25 protein-coding genes, 1 pseudogene and 1 riboswitch are annotated in these 23,412 nt (G+C 38.0%); of the genes and pseudogenes, 20 read left to right on the top strand and 6 right to left on the bottom strand.

Annotated elements, in window-relative coordinates:
• Positions 1-2 precede the first annotated feature (2 nt).
• The 6 genes from POF52_RS23200 to POF52_RS23175 all read left to right on the top strand — a co-directional run bounded on the left by POF52_RS23200 (position 3) and on the right by POF52_RS23175 (position 5,543).
• Positions 3-686 carry an ABC transporter permease gene (locus POF52_RS23200; protein ID WP_176585522.1) on the top strand — a complete coding sequence of 228 codons (684 nt, stop codon included), beginning with the start codon at positions 3-5 and terminating at the stop codon, positions 684-686.
• 1 nt (position 687) lies between these two features.
• The gene (locus POF52_RS23195) at positions 688-1,620 is read left to right on the top strand and encodes an ABC transporter ATP-binding protein (protein ID WP_271995247.1); all 933 of its coding nucleotides are present in this window, start codon (positions 688-690) and stop codon (positions 1,618-1,620) included.
• 145 nt (positions 1,621-1,765) lie between these two features.
• Positions 1,766-2,359, top strand: coding sequence for an undecaprenyl-diphosphatase (locus POF52_RS23190; protein ID WP_016762810.1), 594 nt, complete (start codon positions 1,766-1,768; stop codon positions 2,357-2,359).
• A 152-nt stretch (positions 2,360-2,511) separates the two neighbouring features.
• Positions 2,512-2,931 carry an organic hydroperoxide resistance protein gene (locus POF52_RS23185; RefSeq protein WP_013055083.1) on the top strand — a complete coding sequence of 140 codons (420 nt, stop codon included), beginning with the start codon at positions 2,512-2,514 and terminating at the stop codon, positions 2,929-2,931.
• A 105-nt stretch (positions 2,932-3,036) separates the two neighbouring features.
• Positions 3,037-3,219: riboswitch (cobalamin riboswitch) on the top strand.
• 133 nt (positions 3,220-3,352) lie between these two features.
• Positions 3,353-4,150, top strand: a complete 798-nt coding sequence (locus tag POF52_RS23180) for a HoxN/HupN/NixA family nickel/cobalt transporter (RefSeq protein WP_013081483.1) — start codon at positions 3,353-3,355, stop codon at positions 4,148-4,150.
• A 229-nt stretch (positions 4,151-4,379) separates the two neighbouring features.
• Positions 4,380-5,543: a M20 family metallopeptidase gene (locus POF52_RS23175; RefSeq protein ID WP_271995244.1), complete on the top strand. Its 1,164-nt coding sequence runs from the start codon at positions 4,380-4,382 to the stop codon at positions 5,541-5,543.
• A 69-nt stretch (positions 5,544-5,612) separates the two neighbouring features.
• Here the strand turns inward: POF52_RS23175 and POF52_RS23170 are convergent, their stop codons facing one another.
• The gene (locus POF52_RS23170) at positions 5,613-6,035 is read right to left on the bottom strand and encodes a DoxX family protein (RefSeq protein ID WP_016762814.1); all 423 of its coding nucleotides are present in this window, start codon (positions 6,033-6,035) and stop codon (positions 5,613-5,615) included.
• 305 nt (positions 6,036-6,340) lie between these two features.
• Between POF52_RS23170 and POF52_RS23165 the strand changes: the two genes are divergently transcribed.
• Positions 6,341-6,865, top strand: coding sequence for a type 1 glutamine amidotransferase domain-containing protein (locus POF52_RS23165; RefSeq protein ID WP_176585520.1), 525 nt, complete (start codon positions 6,341-6,343; stop codon positions 6,863-6,865).
• Here the strand turns inward: POF52_RS23165 and POF52_RS23160 are convergent.
• Positions 6,826-7,152 (bottom strand): hypothetical protein, encoded by a 327-nt coding sequence (locus POF52_RS23160; RefSeq protein WP_013081486.1) that lies wholly within the window; start codon positions 7,150-7,152, stop codon positions 6,826-6,828. The genes POF52_RS23165 and POF52_RS23160 overlap by 40 nt on opposite strands.
• Positions 7,153-7,498: 346 nt before the next feature.
• Between POF52_RS23160 and POF52_RS23155 the strand changes: the two genes are divergently transcribed.
• Positions 7,499-7,987, top strand: coding sequence for a DinB family protein (locus POF52_RS23155; RefSeq protein WP_013081487.1), 489 nt, complete (start codon positions 7,499-7,501; stop codon positions 7,985-7,987).
• 25 nt (positions 7,988-8,012) lie between these two features.
• Here the strand turns inward: POF52_RS23155 and POF52_RS23150 are convergent, their stop codons facing one another.
• Positions 8,013-8,765, bottom strand: a complete 753-nt coding sequence (locus POF52_RS23150) for a lipase family protein (protein WP_271995240.1) — start codon at positions 8,763-8,765, stop codon at positions 8,013-8,015.
• Between the two features lie 255 nt (positions 8,766-9,020).
• On the opposite strand from POF52_RS23150, the gene POF52_RS23145 reads away from it, so the two are divergent.
• Complete coding sequence (locus tag POF52_RS23145) at positions 9,021-10,475, top strand: alanine/glycine:cation symporter family protein (RefSeq protein ID WP_063248473.1); 1,455 nt, start codon at positions 9,021-9,023, stop codon at positions 10,473-10,475.
• 32 nt (positions 10,476-10,507) lie between these two features.
• Here the strand turns inward: POF52_RS23145 and POF52_RS23140 are convergent, their stop codons facing one another.
• Positions 10,508-11,497 carry an aromatic acid exporter family protein gene (locus POF52_RS23140; RefSeq protein WP_271995237.1) on the bottom strand — a complete coding sequence of 330 codons (990 nt, stop codon included), beginning with the start codon at positions 11,495-11,497 and terminating at the stop codon, positions 10,508-10,510.
• A 210-nt stretch (positions 11,498-11,707) separates the two neighbouring features.
• Here POF52_RS23140 and POF52_RS23135 point away from each other — a divergent pair, with 210 nt between their 5' ends.
• The gene (locus tag POF52_RS23135) at positions 11,708-12,874 is read left to right on the top strand and encodes a M20 family metallopeptidase (RefSeq protein ID WP_271995235.1); all 1,167 of its coding nucleotides are present in this window, start codon (positions 11,708-11,710) and stop codon (positions 12,872-12,874) included.
• A 54-nt stretch (positions 12,875-12,928) separates the two neighbouring features.
• On the opposite strand, the gene POF52_RS23130 is transcribed toward POF52_RS23135, so the two are convergent.
• Positions 12,929-13,384, bottom strand: a complete 456-nt coding sequence (locus tag POF52_RS23130) for a ferritin-like domain-containing protein (RefSeq protein ID WP_271995233.1) — start codon at positions 13,382-13,384, stop codon at positions 12,929-12,931.
• Positions 13,385-13,535: 151 nt separating this feature from the next.
• Here POF52_RS23130 and corA point away from each other — a divergent pair, with 151 nt between their 5' ends.
• The 3 genes and pseudogenes from corA to POF52_RS31190 all read left to right on the top strand — a co-directional run.
• Positions 13,536-14,501 (top strand): magnesium/cobalt transporter CorA, encoded by a 966-nt coding sequence (gene corA / locus POF52_RS23125; RefSeq protein ID WP_013055095.1) that lies wholly within the window; start codon positions 13,536-13,538, stop codon positions 14,499-14,501.
• Positions 14,502-14,654: 153 nt separating this feature from the next.
• Complete coding sequence (gene dcuS / locus POF52_RS23120; RefSeq protein ID WP_271995315.1) at positions 14,655-16,241, top strand: DcuS/MalK family sensor histidine kinase; 1,587 nt, start codon at positions 14,655-14,657, stop codon at positions 16,239-16,241.
• Positions 16,201-16,566: pseudogene (locus tag POF52_RS31190) on the top strand (response regulator); the annotation flags it as partial. The gene dcuS and the pseudogene POF52_RS31190, both read left to right, overlap by 41 nt.
• 241 nt (positions 16,567-16,807) lie before the next feature.
• On the opposite strand, the gene POF52_RS31185 reads toward POF52_RS31190, so the two are convergent.
• Entirely contained in the window at positions 16,808-16,903 is a 96-nt protein-coding gene (locus tag POF52_RS31185) for a hypothetical protein (RefSeq protein WP_349816864.1), read from the bottom strand.
• Positions 16,904-17,099: 196 nt separating this feature from the next.
• On the opposite strand from POF52_RS31185, the gene POF52_RS23110 reads away from it, so the two are divergent.
• The 7 genes from POF52_RS23110 to POF52_RS23080 all read left to right on the top strand — a co-directional run bounded on the left by POF52_RS23110 (position 17,100) and on the right by POF52_RS23080 (position 23,189).
• Positions 17,100-17,759, top strand: coding sequence for a cobalamin B12-binding domain-containing protein (locus POF52_RS23110; RefSeq protein WP_271995229.1), 660 nt, complete (start codon positions 17,100-17,102; stop codon positions 17,757-17,759).
• A 37-nt stretch (positions 17,760-17,796) separates the two neighbouring features.
• Positions 17,797-18,498: an STAS domain-containing protein gene (locus tag POF52_RS23105; protein ID WP_416434975.1), complete on the top strand. Its 702-nt coding sequence runs from the start codon at positions 17,797-17,799 to the stop codon at positions 18,496-18,498.
• A gap of 80 nt (positions 18,499-18,578) precedes the next feature.
• A complete protein-coding gene (locus POF52_RS23100) occupies positions 18,579-19,886 on the top strand; it encodes an ATP-binding protein (RefSeq protein ID WP_271995313.1) in 1,308 nt (435 codons plus the stop codon).
• A gap of 365 nt (positions 19,887-20,251) precedes the next feature.
• Complete coding sequence (locus tag POF52_RS23095; protein WP_271995225.1) at positions 20,252-21,457, top strand: DEAD/DEAH box helicase; 1,206 nt, start codon at positions 20,252-20,254, stop codon at positions 21,455-21,457.
• A 251-nt stretch (positions 21,458-21,708) separates the two neighbouring features.
• The gene (locus POF52_RS23090) at positions 21,709-22,026 is read left to right on the top strand and encodes a hypothetical protein (protein ID WP_013055102.1); all 318 of its coding nucleotides are present in this window, start codon (positions 21,709-21,711) and stop codon (positions 22,024-22,026) included.
• 109 nt (positions 22,027-22,135) lie between these two features.
• A complete protein-coding gene (locus tag POF52_RS23085) occupies positions 22,136-22,735 on the top strand; it encodes a WXG100 family type VII secretion target (RefSeq protein ID WP_271995223.1) in 600 nt (199 codons plus the stop codon).
• A gap of 61 nt (positions 22,736-22,796) precedes the next feature.
• Positions 22,797-23,189 (top strand): SseB family protein, encoded by a 393-nt coding sequence (locus tag POF52_RS23080; RefSeq protein ID WP_176585511.1) that lies wholly within the window; start codon positions 22,797-22,799, stop codon positions 23,187-23,189.
• The last annotated feature ends 223 nt before the right edge of the window (positions 23,190-23,412 follow it).

The raw sequence follows: 23,412 nt of genomic DNA, 5'->3' as shown, positions 1-23,412 counted from the left end.
AAATGTGGGCTATTAGTGTAAAAGAGTTTCAAAGCTTATTTAAAAGTATTAAATCAATTATCGTTATTTTAATCGTATGCGGTGCTTCCTATGGAATAGCCCATATAGTTAGTCAACTTGGAGGTCAACTGACGAGTGCACAGATTCAAGATGGAGCCAACGGGGGAATTTTGGTGATGCTTCTCGGGTTCGGACCTTTATTTATTTCAAGTCTTTCTCATAATGTTATTAATCAAGAAATTAAAACAAGAACAGCAAGGTTTTTAGTTACCAAAACATCAAGAGAGCGTATTGTACTAGGGAAATTCTTAGGTATTTGCTGTTTCTGGCTTGTTTGTATCTCTATTTCATTTCTACTGATTGCGTTTATTTCGCATCATTTTTCTTTTTATATATTTTTAGAGTGCCTGCTATTTACCGTTTGTATCATTTCATTTGTTTTAATGCTTTCAGCTTTAATGCCAAGCCCAACTCATACTATGTTTTTATCAATTATTTTATCGTTTGTTCTACCGGTACTGAGTGGATGGAGCATATTTTCATCAAAAGCGTACATTGCATGGTTTAAGTATGTGACACCCTACTACTATTTAAAGCTGGAGAAAGGGTATCTAACAGTTCTTCTTATTTTTGCAGCACTTTGTTTAGGTACGGCACTTTGGAGTTTTAAAAGGAGAGAAGTATAATATGTATGCTATTGAAACAAGTAAGTTAACTAAAAAATATGGATCTAATACAGTTGTTAACGGTATTAATTTACAGGTGCCACAAGGAGAAATTTACGGGTTTTTAGGAAGAAACGGTGCGGGAAAGTCTACATTTATTAATATACTTACCGGTGTTTCATTTCCTTCAGCAGGAGAATTTACGCTGCTGGGACAGAGTGATATTGATTTAGACCTTCAGAAGAAAATAGGTGTGCTTCCTGACTGTGCTAACTTTTATGATGAGATGACGGCGCTCAATCATTTGCGCTATTTTTTAAAGATAAACGGCCAACGTTTTTCGAAAGAACACTGTAGTAATGTACTGAAGAAAGTAGGATTAGAAGGACATGACCATCAGAAAATTGGAAAGTTTTCATTTGGAATGAAAAAGAAGTTAGGAATTGCTCAAGCAATTGTAACAGACCCAGATCTTATCTTTTTAGATGAACCAACTTCTGGAGTAGATATTGAATCTGCTCTCCACATTCATGAACTAATAAGAGAACTCCAAAATCAAGGCAAGACGATTTTTATGACGTCTCATAATTTAAATGAAGTTGAGAAGATTTGTACGCGTGTAGCGATTATGAAAAATGGGGTCATTTTAATAGAAGGTACAATGGAAGAGCTGCGCTTTCAATATCAAGCGAAAAAAACGGTGATGATCAAACATGATCCTTATCCAAACAGTCAAAAAGAATACATTCAACAGTTTTTCCGTACGTTGAGTCCCGAAGTTGAATACCATCGCATGTACACAAAAGTGATGCTTCAAAAAGAAAGAAATATTCCTCTTATTATTCGCGAATTGATTCAATGCGGCATTGACATTTATCAAGTTCACGTCGAAGAACCTTCTTTAGAAGAGATCTTTTTGCAAAAAAATATTGTGGATCACTCACAGGTGAGTTAATGGGCGAAAGGCGTTGATTTACTATTGAGCCTGAATACATTATTTATAAATACCAGTTAGGAAGCTTCTGACAAAAACATGTTCATTTTCTCAAGAAACTGATAAGATAGCTAATGACATTTAAAAATAAGAAAGGATTTCGATTATGTTATCAGCTATTAATTCAGTAGATTATACCATCTTCCAGACGGTGAATCAGTATGCCTCACACGTAAAGCCTCTAGATTCGCTGATGGTATTCTTTGCAGATTATGCCCAGTATGTACTTATCGTTTTACTCGGCTTGTTTTTACTTATTAATAAAAACGGCAGCCGTGTTGTAGCATTTCAAGCTTTGTGTGCTTGTGCCACAGGAGTCATTATCAATAAAGTGATTAGTTTATTTGCTTATCGAGATCGTCCGTTTATCTCTCACCACGTGAATCAGCTTATTGATCACGCCGCAAATTCTTCATTTCCAAGCGATCATGCTACATCTGCATTAGTTATCACTTTTACCATTTGGCTGCATTTCAAACGTTCAGGGCGCATGTGGGTTGTCATGGGCGTACTCATTGCCTTTTCACGCGTATGGGTTGGCGTTCACTATCCATTCGATGTGTTAACAGGAGCCGTTTTAGGCTGCGTGCTGGCGCTGTTTATTCATTATGTTATTTTTAATACGAAACTGATGAGAGCTATTACCAACTTGTCTATTTTTCGGAAATCTGCTTATGACGAACAGTCTCAATATTATTAAGAAAAAGTCGCAAATACGCGGCTTTTTTTATTGGGAAATTTTTAATGTATTTAATACTTGTTTTTTAAAATTAAATTGTGTAAAATTAAATTACAGAAATGATAAATAAAAAACTTTTAATAAAATTAATGAAAAAGAGGAGCGGTTTATACATGAAAGCTTTATACGAAACAACAGTCGTTAACACAGGTGGAAGAACAGGAGAAGTTCACTCTTTAGATAACATCTTTAACTTAGACGTTGCAACACCTCCAGCGCTTGGTGGAGAAGCAACAACAGCAACAAACCCAGAGCAGCTGTTTGCAGCTGGATACAGTGCTTGTTTCAACAGCGCGTTAGAATTTATGTTAAAAAAACATAACGTAGAAATCAAAAGCAGTGAAGTAAAAGCTACTGTTCAGCTGCTTCCCGATAAAGCTGATCAAGGAGTGAAAATTGGAGTAGCGCTTGAAGCTCATATCGAAGGTTTAGATTTAGAAACAGCGAAAAAATATGTAGACCTAGCTCACTCATACTGCCCGTATTCAAAAGCAATCAGCGGTAACGTAGACGTAACGGTAGAAGTAGTTTAATTGCTTTAAAAAGCCCTGCTAAGCATGTAAAGTTTAGCAGGGCTTTTCTATTTGAATTTTCTCTATTCATTTGTAAGCGGTACTAGTATAATGAAGAAGAAAATGAATTATTCGCACAGTTTAGGTGCTCTTACATAGCGTAAGAGGTAACAGGGAATCGAGTGCAAATCTCGAGCGGTCCAGCCACTGTAAGCAGGGAGTTTTCTATCTTATCGTCACTCAAAACGGGGAAGGCGGTAGAAAATGATGATCTCAAGCCAGGAGACCTACCTATTCTGTACACTTGACTCTTCTAGGAAAGAGGCGGTGTATCAAGGTACGCAGTGAGCAATTGCTGTTTATTTTCATATGCCGACACATCCTCAATTTCTATAGAATTGAGGCTTTTTTACGTTTTATTTTAAAAAAAGGAGTGTAGGAAATGGAAGGTTTATCAGTTTTTTTACTTGTCTTTTTATTAGGAATCAGGCACGGATTGGATGCAGATCACTTAGCTTTTATTGATGGCCAAACTCGATATAATTGGCGAATGGGCAGCCGTTTTGCCCCGTGGGTCGGAACGCTGTTTTCACTAGGTCACGGAGGAATGGTGGCCGTCACGGCCGGGGTGCTGGGCGTAGTGATGAAGAATTTTACGTTTCCATCGTATTTCGATCATTTTGCATCTTGGGTATCCATTATCTCTCTCTTTCTAATCGGGACATTAAACACATATCATTTGCTTCGAACCAAAAATAAAGAGGAAGAGTTTCAGCTGAGCGGGTTAAAAGGGAAGTTTATTCCAAAAATCGCAAAAGGAACAACGAATCCTTTTTTAATTATTCTTGTAGGAGCATTGTTCGCTTTAGCAGCCGAAACGGTCAGTCAAACGGCCGTGTGGTCTCTAGCTGTAGGGAACGCAGGCAAGTATACGCCGCTTTTGTTGGGACTAGTGTTTATGTTTGGTATGATGCTAACAGATACAATCGATTCATTGATTGTACATAAAATGGTGAATGAATCGAGTAAATTTGGACAATCTGCTTCTCGCTTGATGGGCTGGGTTATTGTTGTCCTCGCGTATGGTGTGTCGTTCTATTTAGCATTCACTTTCTTTAACCCATGGGCCGAAGTAAACTTTGAAATGGTTGGCGTTATTCTGTTTGTTTTTTTAGTGTCTATGTTTGTTTTTGTGAGTGTGAAGTCAAAAGGGAAAAATATTAAAATAAATGTCAATTAGTCAAACGAAAGCTTTAATCTGTTGAAGATTGAAGCTTTTTTGTATGAATTTGTTGAAGTTTATGGCTATTTTCGGTCGGTTATGAATAAGTTAAAGTATTATCTGTATTTAAAGGATGGAAAATTGTCTGAAAACCATTATAATTAAGGATAATTTAAGATCGTTATGTGAAACGTAGAACATAGTTATACGTACGATAAATAAAAGCATTTAATGCAAGCAGCAGGGGTTGTTTGGAGGAGGAATTGATTTGAGTCAGGTAATGGTAGAACAAAATGTATTTAGTTATTTAAAAGAACACGAACAAGAGATGCTTGAAGATTTAGTCGGATTTGTGAAAAAAGAATCACCGTCCTACAGCAAAGAGTTAGTAGATCAGTGTGGAATGTATCTAACGCAGCTATTTCAAAAGCGTTTAGGGGTAGGGTACGAAATCATAGAAGAAAAAGAAGTAGGAAACCATTTGAAATTTACGATTGGAGAAGGAGAAAAGCAGCTTTTAATTATCGGTCACTTTGACACGGTATGGGAAAAGGGAAGGCTGAGTCTAAGAACAGAGGGAAACAAGCTGTACGGTCCGGGAATTTTAGACATGAAAGGCGGCATTGTCCAATCTATATGGGCGATTAAAGCGATTCAAGAGCTTGGCTTATCGCTCGATAAAAAAATTGTGTTTTTCTGCAATTCGGATGAAGAGATTGGGTCAATTTCTTCTAAAAAATACATTGAAGAAGAAGCACAAAGAAGTGAAGCAGTGCTAGTAGCGGAACCGGCGGTGGCGGGTTCAGGTGCGTTAAAAACGTCGCGCAAAGGAGCGGGGATTTTCACCGTAAAAGTATGGGGACGAGCAGCACACGCGGGTAATCACCACAAAGAAGGAATCAATGCGATTGAAGAGCTGGCGCGCCAAGTGATTTTCTTGCAGGGCTTAACAGATTATGAAAAAGGTACAACGGTGAACGTTGGGACATTTACGGGAGGCAGCGGTACAAATGTAGTGCCGGAATATGCAGAAGCGCACGTGGATTTACGTGTTTCTACAGAAGAAGAAGCAAAACGCATGACGGATATTATTTTGAATTTAACACCCATTTTAAAAGGGATTAAGCTCGAAGTAACGGGAGGTATGAATCGTCCTCCGATGGTCAAGTCTAAACAAACGGAAGAGCTATTTGAATGCGCTCAGTCAATCGCGGCGAAACTGGGTATGAAATTGGAAGAAGCAGCTGTGGGCGGCGGAAGTGATGGCAATTTTACAGCGGCCATTGGTGTTCCCACCTTGGATGGATTAGGAGCATGCGGAAAAGGAATACATGCGGAATATGAACATATTCAAATTGATACGTTGTCCGAGCGTTCTTCTTTATTTGCGAATTTGCTGCTGCAAATATAAAAAAAGCCCGCCTCAAACGGCGGGGACTAATCTCAAAGCTTATATTGGGAGAGTATAAGCTTTCTTTTTTTATTTACTGCTTTCTTCTTGAAGAGAAAAGGCAGTTTCTTTCTTTTTGAATACCACTGCATCAAGAGCAAGGAACTGGCTTCCTGCAAGAAATAAGTGAGCAGACATGGCAATTAAGGCAATATCAAACTCAAACCCGCCAACAAATCCGCTTTTAAGCTTGGCTGTAAAAATGGCGCCAAGCATAACTGCCACAAATAAAGCAGATACGACTCTTGTTGCTAGGCCAAGAATAATAAGAATCCCACCTACGAGTTCAATGGTTGCAACAATATATGCCATGAAACCAGGGATTCCTAAGCTATCGAAGAACCCTACTGTATTTTCAATCCCGCCTTGCCATTTTTGAAAGCCGTGTACTAAAAATGTAAAACCTAATACTAAACGAATAATAAGTGAACCAATTTCGACGTTTTTATTCACTTTACTTCCCCCTTTAAGTGTATTTGAAAAACACTACATTATGTAGTGTAAAAGCCCGAAAAAAGAAATGTAGCAATTAAATCAGAAAGTCTTTCTTATTTGGATAATTTTACAACATTATGAACATCACACTACAAATTGTAGTGTGATGTTTGTCCTCAGTCAAGTGAAAATATAAAATTAGACCATTTGGCATACGAAAATTTTCTGAAGAGCACTTGAAAAATCCTTTAATTATGTACAATTTAGTCCCTTATTTTCAATCTTATTCTCCAACATGCTATACTGATGGCGGAGGTGTTACGATGCGTTTAGAAAATAAAAGAGTTATTGCGCTTGTTAGTGCAGACTTTGAAGATCTAGAACTATGGTATCCAGTGATGCGTCTTCGAGAAGAAGGAGCAGAAGTACACTTAGTTGGAGAAAAAGCAAACGAAACGTACATGGGGAAATATGGTGTTCCAGCCGTAGCGGACTACGCGTTTAAAGATGTTGATCCAGCTGAATATGACGCTATTTTAGTACCTGGGGGCTGGGCGCCGGATAAACTGCGCCGCTATCCTGAAGTAATTGAAATGGTTCGTCATATGGATGAACAGCAAAAGCCAATCGGCCAAATCTGCCATGCAGGATGGGTATTAATTTCTGCAAAAATCTTAGATGGCCGAAACGTAACAAGTACGCCAGGAATCAAAGATGATATGGAAAATGCGGGAGCTATTTGGCATGATGAAGCAGTCGTAATCGACGGCCACATTATTTCAAGCCGCCGTCCGCCAGACCTTCCTCCTTATGCAAAAGCATTTGCTGATGTACTAGCAGAGCAATAAGAAAAAAGCCGAAACCACATTGGTTTTGGCTTTTTTATAAGATCCGCTAAAAAAAGAAATGATAAAGTAAATAAAAAAGTATCATTAAAAAAGCGAGCAGATGCATCTGCTCGCTTTTGTTCGTGTTTCTTATCAGTAACTTGCTTTTGCAAGTGTAAAAACAAAATGATTACTTTCTTTATAAAATCCATGATTACGGTTTTTGTATGTTTCGTTGTTGTTAGGGCACAATTAGCATTGATTGTGCTTGCATGGATTTCATCCATTGCCGCGGTTTGTTTTTCCACATGATCGATTAACCTAAACGACGCAAGCCCTACCTCTCTTGCATCCTTACGGCTCCGAAGCCGATCCAGTGTGAATAAGTTTTGTTCAAAGACATGTGTCGAATGCCAGTATTTTTACCTTGCATTGTACGATACATCCTTTCAAGTTACTTTCACTATGTCCAGCTCTTAAAGAAAAGCCGGAAATCTAAATATAACACCTCAGTTGATCTATGTCAAATAGAAAATGTGATTTTTTCACGTGAAACAATTGCAGCTAAAACATGGTTAAATAAAGGGATATCTTTTTTATATGGAAGAGTTTTTTGATACGATAAGTTAGAGGAATCCTAGAGGAGGATGAAAAATGAATAAAAATGAACAGTTTCGAAATGATGTATTGAGAAGTGTAGAATCATTAACATATGAACAATTAAATCAACAGCCAGCATCTAATACATGGAGCGTTATGCAAGTATTAGAACATTTATATTTGATGGAGCGCATGATTGTTTCACGTGTAAAGGATCAGTTAGAAAACGGTGTGGATCAGCCGACTGAAGATAAGCCGTTTCATTTAGCGGTAGACCGTTCGCGAAAAGTAGATGCACCGGCTCAAGTTACGCCTTCTAATGAAAAGCAGACATTAGAAGAAATGAAGAGTAAGCTGGCAGAATCAAGAGCAGCTTTAATAGAGCTAGAAGAAACAGCAAGTGAAGACAAGCTAAAGCAAAAATCATTTCCACACCCTGTGTTTGGGTTAATGGATTTAAAGCAGTGGATTGATTTTATTGGCTATCATGAAAAGCGTCATCAAGAACAAATAGAAGAAATCAAAACAGCAATTGGTGCATAAAAAAACAGGCAGTCCGCCTGTTTTTTTATTTTTGGACCAAAATAGGATAGTCCGACATCATCCAAATACCAACACTATATGTTTGGGGATTATGATTCCCTACGGTAGAGCCTGTTTGAATCGTAAACGAGAGTTGCAGAGGATCTTGATCGTAATAAATAGTTTGCTTGGTGGAAGGGGAATAAAGGCGCTTCGGAGGGATTTTAGGAACCGTATCCGTCGTGTTAACAAAACAGCGGCTATTTGAAACAAGATTTGTGTATGTTTGAATGAATTGAGGATCACCTACTCGAGGAGCTCCGTAGTTGTACATTGTAACTTCCGGAAAAGATGCGTTTGTGGCGACATCTAAGGCATGAAGAGCAGCGAGTGCACCACCTAGGCTATGCCCTGTTATATAAAGTGGCTTGGGGGTAAGGGACTGATATGTTTCAAAAATTTCATCACGGCATGATTCGTAAACGGCTAAAAAACCTTCGTGGACGAGACCGGCTTGTTGATTGTATGGATAAGGGCGCTGCCGAATGCGAGCATCAGCAATCCAGTCTGCCTCAGATTGAGTTCCTCGAAAGGCAATTACGATAGAGTCATCAGATTCTAAAATAAAACCAAACCATTCTTGCACCCCTACGGCAGAAGCTTTAAACGATTTAATAAGCCGGTAGCCTTCAGGTACATCAAATGTGCCTCCCTGTGCGTATTGCTTATAAGCTAAGACGCACGCATAAAGAAGGTCTAGAGCTAAAGGACGATAAAATAAAGGCTCTATTCTCATCATTGTTTTTCACACCTTCTAATAGAAAATAACTCCTATAGCCTATGTGTTCCTGAGAAGAAAGGTGCAGATACCTCTCTTTTGAAAGCGATAATTACGGAATGTAAACGGTTTATCGTTAGGTGTTTTTGAGGGTTTTATAAAATTTTTTGTGTATTTTAACTAAAAATGAGTTTTAATTTAGAGTTTTATTGTTAAAACTTATAACTTAACTTATAATTTAAAATAGTCTGAATGAAAAAACAAGGGGGTTATCGTTTGGAGCAATTTGTAACGAGTTTGAATAATGTGCTATGGAGCACACCTGTTATTTATGGGTGTCTTGCGATCGGCCTGTTTTTCTCAATTTTAACGAGGTTTTTGCAGGTAAGACACTTAAAAGACATGGTTATGCTGATGTTTCAGGGTAAAAGCTCAGAAGCAGGAGTTTCTTCCTTCCAAGCCCTGTCTTTAGCACTGTCGGGACGAGTCGGAACAGGAAATATTGCTGGAGTTGCAACAGCTATCGCTTTTGGAGGTCCAGGAGCTGTATTTTGGATGTGGGCAGTTGCTTTTATTGGTGCTTCTAGCGCATTCATCGAATCAACACTTGCTCAAATTTATAAAGTTAAACAAGATGGCCAATATCGAGGTGGTCCAGCGTACTATATTGAAAAAGGAACAGGTATGAAATGGTATGGCATTTTATTTGCTATTGCAGCACTTGTTGCGATGAGTATCTTAATGCCGGGCGTTCAGTCTAACTCCATCGCGCTTGGCATCGACAACGCATTTGGCGTTAGTCCAACGGTTACAGCAGTAGGATTAGTTATTATTCTTGCTTTTATTATCTTTGGAGGCGTTAAGCGTATTGCAGGGGTGGCCCAATTCGTTGTACCTTTTATGGCACTTGGGTATATTATTTTAGCTCTTATTATTATTGCCATGAACATTTCAGAGTTGCCGGGAGTTATCGCTCTTATTTTTAAAAGTGCTTTTGCATTAGATTCTGCTTTTGGAGGAATCGTTGGTTTAGCTGTTTCTTGGGGAGTTAAGCGCGGCATTTATTCAAACGAAGCAGGACAAGGGACGGGTGCACACGCAGCAGCTGCAGCAGAAGTTTCACATCCGGCGAAACAAGGCCTTGTACAAGCTTTTTCGGTTTATATTGACACACTGTTCGTTTGTTCAGCAACAGCGTTTATGATTTTATTCACAGGCATGTACAACACGGAAGGGCCAGGCGGTTCATTTATTATTTCAAATTTACCAGGTGTAGAAGCCGGGCCTGGATTTACACAAGCTGCTATTGAAACAGTGTTGCCGGGATTCGGAGCTGGCTTCGTGGCAGTAGCCCTATTCTTTTTCGCGTTTACAACGATTATGGCTTATTATTACATTGCTGAAACAAATATTGCTTACCTAACTCGCGGAAAGAACGGAAAGTGGGCTATGTTTGCATTAAAGCTTGTCCTTCTAGGAGCTACGTTCTACGGGTCAGTTAAACAAGCATCACTAGCTTGGGCGTTAGGAGATGTAGGACTTGGTATCATGGTATGGCTAAATTTAATTGCTATCTTAATTTTAGCTAAGCCTGCGTTAGTTGCATTAAAAGACTATGAAGCTCAGAAAAAACAAGGGGTAGACCCTGTGTTTGATCCCGTTAAACTAGGAATTAAAAATGCAGACTACTGGGAGAAAGAATATAAGAAAGATGAGTCACAAGTTTCGTAAACAAGAAAATCCTCACATATGTGAGGATTTTTTTATGAAGAAAGTGAGACAGATGAGTTATTTAAGTTATATCGATCCTTCAAACAATGAATACGGTGTAGTTCTTCAAGCAGATGGTGAATTGCAAGCAGTTCGTAAAGCATTGTTGTTTCCGTTGAAAAAGGGTGATCCCCTCTGTTTTCTTCCTGCTTATGTGCCCAAAATCTTTGTTTTAAAGTCAAAACAAGCGTTTGATGCTGCAAAGAGCTTTTATATTGTTCATTTTGTAAGACGTTATGAAAGGAAGTGAATGTATCCCATATTACTTGATGTCTTGCACTTTGCAGCTGATGAGCAGGCAAGTAAATTAAATTACCAATATAGTAGACAGGCTGCCTCATAAGAGAAAGTTTCTTATATTCATAGTGGAATTTTCTCATAGCTGTACGAGTGAAATGATGAAACTTCCATTCTTTTCGCTGATACTCACAAAGCGTCTCAATTTTTTCAATTTCAGCGGAAAGCTGCTGAAATTGAAGCTTTGTTTGTTTATGACAAGCATGTACTTGGGAAAGTTCGCTTCCTCTTTGCTGTAAAACGCTGCTCATTTGTTTTGAGAGATTTTGAATTTTCCTCGTAATAATCGGTGTATAATTAGGAGGAAGAACGATGATATTCACAAGTGAAGAAGTAAGCAGCCCAATGCTGGTGGTCGCTAAGCGAATTAAAAACGAGATGAAATAATGATCGTGCACAATCGTCAGCATAGCCACTCCTGTTAGCGTGGCAACGAGTGTTCCTGCATGCAAACGCAATTTAGAACAGGATATAATAGTAGAAACAGCAACAAGCATATAGGTAAGCGGCGTTACTCCTAATAGAAATGTGTAAAGCATGGCAAAAGCAGCTCCGATTGCTGAAGCAGGAAAGCGGATGAACGCTTTTTTAATAGAATCGGCAGCTGTTGGTTCAATCGTAACAATAGCTGTAATAACAGCGAGCATATATAGCCAGCCGATAGACTGGCAAATGAGTGCAGTCAAAAAAAACGGCAATGCTTGTTTTAATAATACGACCGCCTAAAAAATTGAATTTTTTTATGTAAATCATTATGCATACCTTCTTTAAAACAGTTAGTAGTTTAATTATAAGGCATATTAAGGTGATAGGAAAACACGTCTTAAAAACTAGCTTTTAAAAAACGAATAAATATACTATAATTTGTTTAAATATTTAAAAGAGGAGTACGACTAATGAAACAATTAATAAATGAAGCAATTAATAAATTACAGGATACATTTTATGATGTAAGCAAATATATTGGACAAAACCCTGAACTTGGCCACGAAGAATTCAAAGCGTGCAAAGCATTAACGGATGTTTTAAAAGAACAAGGGTTCACAGTTGAAATTGGTACATGTGACTTGCCAACGGCTTTTACTGCTGTTTATGACAGTCAAAAGCCAGGTCCGTCGATTGGGTTTATGGCTGAGTACGATGCTTTGCCGGATCTCGGACATGCATGCGGACATAACTTAATTGGAACCATGTCGATTGCAGCTGGTATTGGTCTTAGTAAAGCAGTTGCAGAAACAGGCGGTAAAGTATACGTATATGGAACGCCTGCAGAGGAAACACGAGGCGGCAAGGTAACGATGGCCGAGCAAGGCACTTTTAATCATTTAGACGTAGCTATGATGGTACATCCTTATTACTGTCACCAAAAAAGCGGACGTTCTCTTGCGATGGATGCCATTCAGTTTGAGTTCTTCGGAAAATCCGCGCACGCAGCTGCTGCTCCTCATGAAGGAATCAACGCGTTAGACGGCGTATTACAAACGTTCAACAGCATTAATGCGCTTCGCCAGCATGTGAAGCCGGATGTACGCATTCATGGAGTGATTACAGAGGGAGGCAAGGCGGCCAACGTTGTACCGGATTATGCAGTAGCACAATTTTATGTCCGCGCTTCAACTCGTGCATATGTAGATGAAGTGACAGAGAAGGTGAAGGCATGTGCAAACGGCGCTGCTCTAGCCACGGGAACAAAATTAAAAATCTCAAACTATGAGTTTTCTTATGATGATATGCAAACGAATCAAACATTATCCGATGTCTATACAAATAATCTCATCTCATTAGGCGTGAGCGAACAAAGCATTACGGAAGACCAAGGCGATCATGGATCTTTAGATATGGGGAATGTAAGTCAGGTCGTTCCGGCTATTCATCCGTATATTCAAATTTGTGATGATTATTTTGTTTGTCATACGCACGAATTTAGAGAAGCAGCTTTAAGTGAGCAAGGAAGAGAAGCAATGATACTCGGGGCACAAACAATGGCATTAACAGGGTATGACGTATTAACAAATCAAACGCTGCTCCAAAAAATCAAAGAAGAATTTAATGCTACAAAGTAAGAGGTAATGATAAAACCATACCAAATAATACGCTTGCGACTGCAAGCGTATTATTTAGTATGAGAAGTGGGACTGAATGGTCCGGAAAATTTGACCGTGGCGCTGTTCATCGCTCGCGGCTCGAACAATGCGGCTTTGAATTCGAGCATTTGTGATTCTTCTAGCGATTGATTGATAAAATGGAACGGTTTCTACTTCATCTTTAATGGATTCAGAGACCCCTTCTTGAAAAGTATTTGGCAGTTTTATGTTTAATGAAATTTGTGGGTAGCTGCCTGATAAATCATAATAGGCCTTAGAAAACCAGTCAAAGTGTTTAATTTCATCCTGCCGAATACCTAATATAGCTTGTTGAACCTCATTATTAGGAGCCAGTTCTGCTAAGCGTGTATAGTAGTGAATAGCGGAAAACTCATCGTTTACAGCTTTGTTTATATCTCTTAGAAGCTGTTCGTCTAGCCTTGTATCATCTTCCCAATATTCTTCATGCCGGGAGTAAAATTCATACATATGGATATACCTCCTCACCGTTTTGTTCTCTTGTCGTCACCATCATCGTATGTATAGACGAGAAAAGACGTACATTAAAAGAAAAAAGTTTAACAAAATGGTAAAAAGGGTATGTGCAGAGAATAGTATCAAAAAAGACAGAGGTTATCTTATGATTAAAATTGTAGCTAAAACCAAAGAAGGAGCTATTAAAGAAATAGAAATGAATGAGATTCGTTCAAGCCATGACTTTCAATGGTATTGGGTTGATTTTTACAATCCCACCGAGGAAGAAAAAAAGCAGCTTGAACAATTTAATTTTCATCCTTTAGCAGTTGAGGACTGTTTAAATCAAGGTCAGCGCGCTAAATTTGAGTTGTATGATGAGCATTATTTTTTAGTCTATTATGCCCTTCATAAAGAAGAGCTTGAGCACTTAGAAGTATCTGCGTTTGTAGGGGATAACTTTTTAGTCACTTACCATATGGATAAGCTAACGAGCGTGGCTAGGGTATGGGAGCTTATCAAAAAAGACCCTGAGGCTACCGAAGATGGAACATGGGATATCATGTATGAACTCTTAGATCATACCGTTGACGAATACTTCCCCGTGCTTTATAAATTTGAAGATCACATAGACGACATTGAAGACAATGCAAAAGACGAACCTATGGATGAATTAATGAGGCAGCTTTATGACATCCGAAGTGATTTGTCACGAATGCGCCGCATTTTAAACCCCATGAGAGATTTAATGTATCGTATTATGTCAACTAATGCGTTAAAAGCAAAAGAGCAGGTTCGCTATTTTAATGACATTTATGACCACTTATTAAATATGATTGAAATTATGCAAGCAAGCAGGGATTTGTCAAATGATATTCGAGAAAGCTTTATGTCCATTAACTCGGATCGTATGAATTCAATCATGTTTACGCTAACGCTTATGTCAGCTATTTTCTTACCGTTGACGTTTATTGCTGGCCTCTATGGCATGAACTTTTCATATATGCCGGAACTGACGGGGAAATATAATTATTTTATTGTACTTGGCATTATGATTGGGCTTGTAGGCGTAATGGTCTTTGCCTTTTATAAAATGGGATGGTTTAAATATCGAAAAGGACCGAAACTATAAAGTAGATTGTTAACCTTCCTGTATAAATGTTAATCAACTCAGTAAAAATGAAATAAATAAGCGAAGATCTTATCTGACTCTAGATAAGATCTTTTTCTTGTGCTATAAACAAGAAAAGCAGGGAAGCGAGGGAAGAATGTGAAACACGGAAGAATGGGTCTGCGAAGCATCACGGTGCTGCTTGTATGCATGGTGGTGATTCTATCGCTATTGTTAACGGATTTATTAGTTAGCAGTTCAATTGGAAAAAATATTCGGGATCAACAGGCTGAAAAAGCTCGGACTATTGCTACGATTATTTCAGAATCAACGAACGTGAAAGAAGGACTAGAGACAAAAACACCTCAGTCAATTCAAGAATTCACTAAACGAATTCGTAAAAAATCAAGCGTCTTGTTTATCGTTGTTATGGATATGAATGGAATTCGGCAATCTCACCCAGATCCTAAAAAGATAGGAAAGAGGTTTGCCGGAGGCGATGAGCAAAAATCATTGCACGGGAAATCTTATGTATCTGTATCAAAAGGAACGCTCGATAAATCTCTGCGCGCTTTTGCACCTATTTATAATGAAAAAAATCAACAAATTGGCGCAGTAGCTGTGGGGATTTCTTTGAATAATGTAAATGAAGCAATTAGAGATGGGCATCGTCGAATTGTTTTAGGTTCATTAATTGGTTTATTTGTAGGCATTCTTGGTGCTATTTTATTAGCGAATTACATAAAGAAAATTTTATTTGGCTTGGAACCTTCTGAAATTGCTAAAATTCTAGAAGAGAGAAGTACCATGCTGCAGTCGGTTCGTGAAGGAGTGATAGCTGTTGATAAAGAAGGTAATATTACACTTGCTAATCGTTCTGCACGCCGCTTATTTGTTAAAGCAGGGTTAGCACCAGAGCCAATCGGTTTGTCTATTCGAGAATATATGCCCACCTCCAGGCTGGACGACGTTTTGTCTACGGGGGAATCTCATTACGATGAAGAGCAATTCATAAATGGAGTAGCCATTGTGGTTAACAGGGTTCCGCTAGTAGTAAACGAAGAGATTGTAGGGGCACTTTCTACGTTTCGGGATAAAACAGAAGTTAACATCTTAGCAGAACAGCTAACAGGTGTTAAAATGTATGTGGAAGCGCTTCGAGCACAATCGCATGAATTTATGAATAAACTTCATGTGATTTTAGGAATGGTACAGATGAATTATTATGATGAGCTAAAAACGTATATTCATCAGCTTGTTAATCATCGTGTCGATGAATCTAGTTCAGTGACTAAATCTATTAAAGATCATGCGTTGGCAGGGTTCCTCATGGGCAAAATGAGTTATGCTAGAGAGGAAAGCGTAGAACTGACGTTTTCCGCTGATGAAGTTATTCCAGAACTTTCAGATCCACACGTTACTCATCATCTCATTACCATTATTGGAAATTTAATTGATAATGCAATTGATTCAGTTCGTCATCAAGCCTCTAAAAAAGTGTCCGTTATGCTTGTGTATGAAAACAATAAACTTACAATTCAAGTCACGGATACAGGCTGCGGCATTCCTTCCGATACAATGAATCAGATTTTCAAGAAAGGCTTTTCTACAAAAGGCACGAGCAGAGGGTTTGGGCTGCATTTAGTGAAGCAAACGATTGATGAACTAGGTGGCCAAATCGTCATTGACTCATTTATAAATAGCGGTACCACATTCTATATTGATATTCCGTACGAAACAAGGAGAGATCAAGTTGATTAAAGTATTAATTGTTGAAGATGACCCAATGGTTGCTCAGTTTAATCAAAAGTACATTGAAGAGATAGAGGGGTTTACAGTGGTCGCTGTTGCTGATTCGGGTCATGAAGCCTTGGTGAAGGTAAATGAATATCAAGTTGATTTAGTGCTGCTTGATGTCTTTATGCCTGGACAAAATGGTTTGAAAGTTTTACAAGAGATTCGAACAAAACAAGAGGAAATAGATGTCATTTTTATCACCGCTGCTTCGGATGCCCAAACGATTCAGCAAGCTCTACGCTACGGAGCGATTGATTATTTGATTAAGCCTTTTACATTTGAACGCTTTTATCAAGCACTTTCGGCTTACAAACAAACATTTCGTACGTTAAAACAGCAACCTCAGCTTAACCAACAGGAATTAGACGGGCTGCTGTCTAATAAAAAAATAAAAGAAGCTCGGGTAGAGCCGTTGCCTAAGGGTTTAACGACAGGAACATTAGAAGTTATCGTAGAAGCCATTGAGCATCTTAAAGATCACCCTTTTTCGACTGATGATGTAGCTGAAAAAACGGGAATTTCAAGAGTGTCTATTCGGAAATATTTAAAATTTCTAACAGATATAGGTCTTCTTGGAGAAAGAATGACTTACGGCACAATAGGACGACCTGTGTATGCGTACTTATACAATGAACAAAACCGTCACTTGCTGCATCACTACCTCGTTGACTTTGAAAAATAAAGAGATTGACCTGTCAGAGACGTCCGGTGCTATTTTGTCAGTGTGAGAATATTTTACTGTAGAGTGCGGGTGAGTTAAGTGGTATGGTTGATAATAATAAAGGAAAAAACAAGTCGTTTGACTGAAAAAGAGGTGGTTTCTTGATTGAAAGCATAGAACGCTTGACTGAATTACTGTTATCAGGGAATCAAGATGAAGCTTGGAATATTGTGTGGGGAAAAAGACAGCAGGGTTTCGATACATTTTATATTTTTCAGCAATTCATTTCAGTGTCGATGGCTCAAATCGGTATGATGTGGGAAGAAGATGAAATTTCAGTGGCTGATGAACATTTAGCTACTACTACCTGTGACTATGTTTTGTCACGCTATCAATTGTGTATAGAACAAGAAGTTATTAAAAATGAAAAAAAAGGTCTATTTTTGTGTATAGAAAATGAACAGCATTTTTTAGGTTTAAAAATGATTTCCATTCTCTTTGAAGAGCACGGCTGGCAGACGAAACTTTTAGGAGCAGATTCTCCGCTTTTACATGCAACGCACGCTGTTGAACAATGGAAACCTGATTTAGTAGGAATCTCGTTCAGTTTAACTCATCATATAGAAAAAGCAAACGAATATATAGAAGGATTACAAAAGACAAAACATCAGCCGCTTATTTTAGTTGGAGGTCGAGTAGTTTCAAACTATAAGTTTCCTCTTGCTCAAACAAATCAAGTTCGGTTTATTGCACAGTTAAAGGAGTTGAAAGAGTTTTTTCATTATCAATCGATTAGGGGGATTAAGGTTGTCGACTATTAAATATGCTCCGCTTCCTGTTTTTATTATGGATGAGAAAATGAATATTCTAGCGCAATCTGATGAAGCAGCCGCTTTATTTGGAGAGGTTCAACATTTTTTAGAAATTGTTGACGAAGATAGTCAGATCAAAGCTAGAAAACGATTAGGGCAGAAGAAAAAAATAAAAACAGAATTAGTCATGCATTCGCGCAAAGCTAAGATGTCTCTTTATACCGTGAATTGCAAATGGGAGCAAGATAAGGCGCATGTGATATGTGTAGAGGAAGATTCTCAAATTAGAATTCTTTCAGAAAAAATCCAACAACATACAGCGCGTTTATCTGAAACAGACTTAGAACTGCTGCTGCAAAAAGAACGATTAGAAAAAGCAATGAACCGAGTTATAGAACTGTCGGGACCGTTTATTCATTTATCGAACAACATGGTGCTTATACCTCTGTTTGGTGATTTATTTGAGGAAGTCATCATGAAAAATGAACATCGGCTGCTCAGACAAATAGATGAAGACACGGTTGATCGAGTTATCATTGACTTTAATGGAATAGGTCAAATTGATGAACGAGGTGTTGCAGCCCTAGAACATTTAATATGGGAATTTCAGCTAATGGGTGTACAGATTTATTTAACAGGTGTGACACCCGATCATAGTCAATGGCTTCACCAGTATCATTTTCAAGCAAATGTAAAATCTATTAGTAACTTAGGTCAGGCCATTTATCAATTTTTTACAACGGCATGAAATGGCTACAAAAAGTGAACACTTCATATAAAGACAATAAGACAGGGGATCAATATTGATAAACAGGTGATTAAAATTTGGTGAAACACGCGCGTAAAGTAGCTTTAAGAATTTCAATTATATATATCATTATTGGCGCTGTATGGATCTTGATATCTGATAATATATCTAGAACATTAGCCCAAGGTCGTTTTGAAGTATATATTTTTTTTCAACAATACAAAGGTTGGCTTTTTATTTTAGCTACGGGGATTATTTTGTATGGGTTGGTATATAGGAGAGCTTATAAACTAGTGGAGTCCCAGCAAGAGCTCGTAGTAAAAGAACACGAACTTCAAACGAGCAATCAGCACTATCAATCTTTATTTAAACATAATCCCGATGGCGTTTTTGAAATCAGTAAAACGGGTGAAGTTCTTCTTGCTAATCCAGAAGGTGAAGCAATCGTTGGATACTCCAGTGAAGAATTGCAAAAGATGAAACCTTCAGCTCTTATCGCAGCTGAAGAGTTTGATATGTGTAAAGAGTATTTTAAAGAAGTGCTGAATGGAAAAGGTGCTAAGTTCGAAATGAATGTGATCAATAGAAAGCGAGAAAGACGGTTGCTTAGGTGTTCTTTGCTTCCCATCATCGTTCATAAGCAGGTAGTAGGTGTATTTATGATTGCACGCGATATTACTACATACCGTCAAGATGAAGAGCTTATGATAACCTCGGAAAAAATGTCCGTTATTGGACAAATGGCAGGTGCCGTCGCACATGAAATTAGAAACCCGCTTACTTCTTTAAAAGGCTTTGTACAGGTTATGCAAGCCTCTAAGGAAACAAATGACACATATTTAGATATTATGATGTCTGAAATCGACCGCATCAACTTAATCTCCAGTGAAATGCTCATTCTTGGAAAAAAGCAGCATGTATCTTTTGAAAAGACCAATTTATGCGGAATTTTAAAACAAGTTGTTACGCTAATGGAAGCGCAGGCCAATTTAAATAATGTTTCTATTTTATTGAAAGAAACAGCCAAAAGGCCTATTTATGTTTCTGCTGATTCAAATCAGTTGAAACAAGTTTTCATCAATGTGATTAAAAACGGTGTAGAAGCTATTATGGAGAAAGGTCATATTACAATAACAGTTGAAGAAAAAGATACACGAGCATTGATTCACTTTGAAGACAATGGAATCGGAATGAGTCAAGAGAGGATTGAACAAGTAGGAACGCCGTTTTATTCTACAAAAGAAGCTGGCACTGGCTTAGGGCTGGCCGTATGTTACAAAATCATGGAGCGTCATCAAGGTACCATGCACTTTAAAAGCGGTAAAGGAAAAGGGACAACGGTTATTATTGATATGCCAATTATAGAACGAAACAGCCGCCTCTCGTAGCTCAGAGAGGCGGCTGTTTTCTTGGAAAAGAGGAAGTAAGCAGCTGAACCCTTTGCGTCTAGATCCATATAGGACATAAAACCTCCTTCTTATACAAGTTTTCGTCCATAATAAAGAGGATCATATTGTTTTCTATAGAAGCAATAGTGTATCATAGTTGAAGCTATGTTTATTGATGTAGAAAAGTTAAGGTAACAACCGATTTTTCTACTGACGCATTGACAGGGTCCCTTGGGATAAGAAAGGTTTATTTATAAATAGAAATTAAGGTCAGTATTAACGCACATGGCCACTGATACATTCGTTTAATTGAAATGAAAAAAATCGTTTATAATATCGAGAAAAGCATGGAAAAGGAGATAGATATGAGTCAGTTTATAGAGACTTTACAGCCTTTTTTACAAGAGGCGTGGAAAAAAGCAAGGTTCAATGAGCCTACTGCTATTCAAACGAAAGCTATTTCAGAGATTTTAGCTAATAAAGATGTAATAGGAGAATCCCCAACGGGAACAGGAAAGACGCTGGCATATTTGTTGCCTGTCTTACATCGCATTCAGCCGGGACCATCTCATATTCAAGCTGTTATTTTAGCATCTTCCCATGAATTGGTTATGCAAATTCATGGTGAAATTCAAACTTGGTCGCAGGGAAGCGGTATTTCAAGCGCTGCGTTTATTGGCGGAGCAAATATGAAACGGCAATTAGAAAAACTCAAAAAACGTCCCAATATCATTGTTGGTACCCCAGGACGTTTGAACGAGCTAATTAAAATGAAGAAATTAAAGATGCACGAAGTCAAAACAATTGTGATTGATGAAGCGGATCAATTGTTTGTACCTGAGCATGTTCAAACGGTTCAACAGATTGTAAAAATGGCGTTAAGTGATCGTCAAATCCTAGTCTTCTCAGCTACTGTATCAGAACGTACCAAATCGCTAGCGAAAGATATGATGAACCACCCTCTTGAAATAGAGGTAGGAAGAGATGAACTTCCGGCTTCAAAGGTAGAGCATGTATACATCAAAAGTGAAGCTAGAGATAAAGTGGACGTGCTTAGAAAACTAGTTCGTCAAGAACAAATGAAAGCTTTAGCCTTTTTTAAAGGAATTGATACTCTAATCGAGTTTGAAGAAAAATTAATATTTAAGCGTGTAGAAGCAGGCTCTTTACACAGTGAAACGAAAAAAGAAGATCGTGCTACGACGATTAAAGGGTTTCGAAAAGGAGATTTCCCTGTCTTATTAGCAACGGATGTCGCAGCTAGAGGATTAGACATTAAGGGGTTGACGCATGTAATTCACATCGATGTTCCTCAAGATGCAGATCAATACGTCCATCGCTCAGGTAGAACAGGCAGATCGGGAGCAGAAGGTACAGTCATTTCTCTTGTGACTGAACGTGAAGAGCGAAATTTAAAACAAATCGCACGTGAACTTCAACTTTCATTAGTGAAAAAAGAGCTTTATATGGGTGAAATCGTGGATGACGGAACAAAAGAGCAGTCCCGTACAGCTAAAAAACCTTCAAAAAAGCCATTTAACAAGAAAAAGAAACAAAAAGGTCGAATGTAAACTAGGTATTCTTCCTTTTATAACAGCAGTGTCACAACCTAAAAAGCAACGTCTACTGCTTTATTACAGCAGCCTGGCGTTGTTTATTTTCTCTATTTTACCTGTATAAATAAGTAAAAAAAGAGAAATGTAGATATTTTTTCCTAGGTATGAAAATAGTTTGAATGATGGATTTTGTTTTTTGTAACCTTATTTTAACATTACTTTAAGAGACTTCTAATAAAAGAGGAAGAAGGACGTGGGGACATTTTATGGATGCAATTGATGATCTCTTTGACGACATAGAGCGAAGAAGAAAAAGTAAAGAATATAGTCGAGATGCGGATCAATTAGAATCATATTTACATGAAGTTCAACGTATCATGGAATTTCTTGAAGAGGGTATCTATCTGTTTCAAAATTCGCACCAACAATATGCGTCAGATTGGTCAGGGCGTTCTAAGAGCTCATATGAGGATATTTATAATGATATTACGCAATCTACTTTTCATCTGTACGACGTAAGGGATGAATTGTTTCAAACTTTACGCTTAGAAATTTCACGATTAAGAGAGTTAGCATCGGCGTAATAAATAACATTATCGACTCACTCCTTTAGAAAGTGAGTCTTTCCGTATAGGCTTAAAAAATGTTTGGATGATGACTGAAGGCTTACAAGAGATAGGGGGACGGACATACATGGAGATAAAAGTAAATCCAGAGGTGCTGCGGACATTTGCAGAGCGAATTCAGCGCTCTCATTCACAGACGGCTGATGCACTTCAAAAACTAAGCTGGGAAGCTACAAATCTACATTTCTTGTCTGTTGCAGATATTGATAAAGTGCTGGACTTGCAGGAAGAGTTACAGCATATGATTCGCAAACTTGATTCGCTAACGGAAAACGCACATTTATTAGTAAAAGACACTGCAGAACAAATGAGAAAAGCAGATGGAGAGCTAGAAGGCTCTTCAGGCTGGACGGAGTTTTGGTCGAGCGTGTGGAGCAATGGGGGCACACATTCACAAGATACGTGGAATGACATAAAGAACTTAAAAGAATGGAATACGTATGACAATATGCATAGAACGATTGAAAAACCTTTAGGTACTCTTAATGTTATGTGGAATTCGCTTTCTATGTCTTGGGAAGAAAAAGTAGTGAATGGTTCTACATGCAGTCGAACCGAATTTTTTACTTATGGCGTTATTCAAATGGGGTTGGGCATTTTAAGTCAGGAAATGAATCCTTCAAACATTATGTTTAGTGACAGCACAGAGGAAGTGAAGAGAGAATGAATGAAGTATATGATGGCGCTGGAAGTGAAATGGTACAGTTCCTTACAGGGTTGTCTCGGCAATGAAATATACATTTAACTTATTAGAAAAATCATTAATTGAAGCAATGAAAGATAATAAGAAGATTGCTCAATTTTATAAGACTTTAATGAATAGCAATTTATGGCTAGTTGTTAGTTCAGAGCATGGAGCATCAGATATATTAATTGCAGAGCACTACGTTCAGACGATGAAAAGCGCAGCGTACCGATATTTACCTGTTTTTTCGTCAAAATATCCGATTGAACAGATGCTGAAAGATGAAAAGACCGTATGCGTATCATTTAAGGATATGCTGCCTGTATTAAATGAAGAAATAGCGATATTACTTAACCCTGACACGCCTCTCTCAAAATTATTCATCCCCGAAGAAATAAGGATGTTAAAAGAAGCTCAAAATTATTTTAAGCAGTAGCCAAAAAATAAAAAGCGCATGTGCTTTTCCCAAGCATGTCTGAATCTTAAATAGAAGATATATAAAGAGGCAGGGCCTTAAATAGGCTGCTGCTTTTTTATTACTAGTAAATAGTTCTATAGATAATGAACAAAAATGTAATTTAATAGACTTATAGTTTTTATTTTCCTTTAAATAGGTACCTATAGATCAGATGGAAAAGATTTAAATGAGAATAAAATCT

Source organism: Priestia sp. AB (assembly GCF_028369225.1).
Lineage (GTDB): Bacteria > Bacillota > Bacilli > Bacillales > Bacillaceae_H > Priestia > Priestia megaterium.
This window is presented reverse-complemented; position numbering and strand designations above follow the sequence as displayed.

Excerpts from the sequence above, each read along its gene's own strand:
- POF52_RS23200 (WP_176585522.1), top strand. The coding sequence starts at position 3 with ATGTGGGCTATTAGTGTAAAAGAGTTTCAAAGCTTATTTAAAAGTATT.
- corA (WP_013055095.1), top strand. The coding sequence starts at position 13,536 with ATGATTAAAATTGTAGCTAAAACCAAAGAAGGAGCTATTAAAGAAATA.
- POF52_RS23090 (WP_013055102.1), top strand. The coding sequence starts at position 21,709 with ATGGATGCAATTGATGATCTCTTTGACGACATAGAGCGAAGAAGAAAA.
- POF52_RS23135 (WP_271995235.1), top strand. The coding sequence starts at position 11,708 with ATGAAACAATTAATAAATGAAGCAATTAATAAATTACAGGATACATTT.
- POF52_RS23105 (WP_416434975.1), top strand. The coding sequence starts at position 17,797 with ATGAATATTCTAGCGCAATCTGATGAAGCAGCCGCTTTATTTGGAGAG.
- POF52_RS23095 (WP_271995225.1), top strand. The coding sequence starts at position 20,252 with ATGAGTCAGTTTATAGAGACTTTACAGCCTTTTTTACAAGAGGCGTGG.
- POF52_RS23150 (WP_271995240.1), bottom strand. The coding sequence starts at position 8,765 with ATGATGAGAATAGAGCCTTTATTTTATCGTCCTTTAGCTCTAGACCTT.
- POF52_RS23185 (WP_013055083.1), top strand. The coding sequence starts at position 2,512 with ATGAAAGCTTTATACGAAACAACAGTCGTTAACACAGGTGGAAGAACA.
- POF52_RS23190 (WP_016762810.1), top strand. The coding sequence starts at position 1,766 with ATGTTATCAGCTATTAATTCAGTAGATTATACCATCTTCCAGACGGTG.
- POF52_RS23085 (WP_271995223.1), top strand. The coding sequence starts at position 22,136 with ATGGAGATAAAAGTAAATCCAGAGGTGCTGCGGACATTTGCAGAGCGA.
- POF52_RS23195 (WP_271995247.1), top strand. The coding sequence starts at position 688 with ATGTATGCTATTGAAACAAGTAAGTTAACTAAAAAATATGGATCTAAT.
- POF52_RS23080 (WP_176585511.1), top strand. The coding sequence starts at position 22,797 with ATGAAATATACATTTAACTTATTAGAAAAATCATTAATTGAAGCAATG.
- POF52_RS23180 (WP_013081483.1), top strand. The coding sequence starts at position 3,353 with ATGGAAGGTTTATCAGTTTTTTTACTTGTCTTTTTATTAGGAATCAGG.
- dcuS (WP_271995315.1), top strand. The coding sequence starts at position 14,655 with ATGGGTCTGCGAAGCATCACGGTGCTGCTTGTATGCATGGTGGTGATT.
- POF52_RS23130 (WP_271995233.1), bottom strand. The coding sequence starts at position 13,384 with ATGTATGAATTTTACTCCCGGCATGAAGAATATTGGGAAGATGATACA.
- POF52_RS23155 (WP_013081487.1), top strand. The coding sequence starts at position 7,499 with ATGAATAAAAATGAACAGTTTCGAAATGATGTATTGAGAAGTGTAGAA.
- POF52_RS23165 (WP_176585520.1), top strand. The coding sequence starts at position 6,341 with ATGCGTTTAGAAAATAAAAGAGTTATTGCGCTTGTTAGTGCAGACTTT.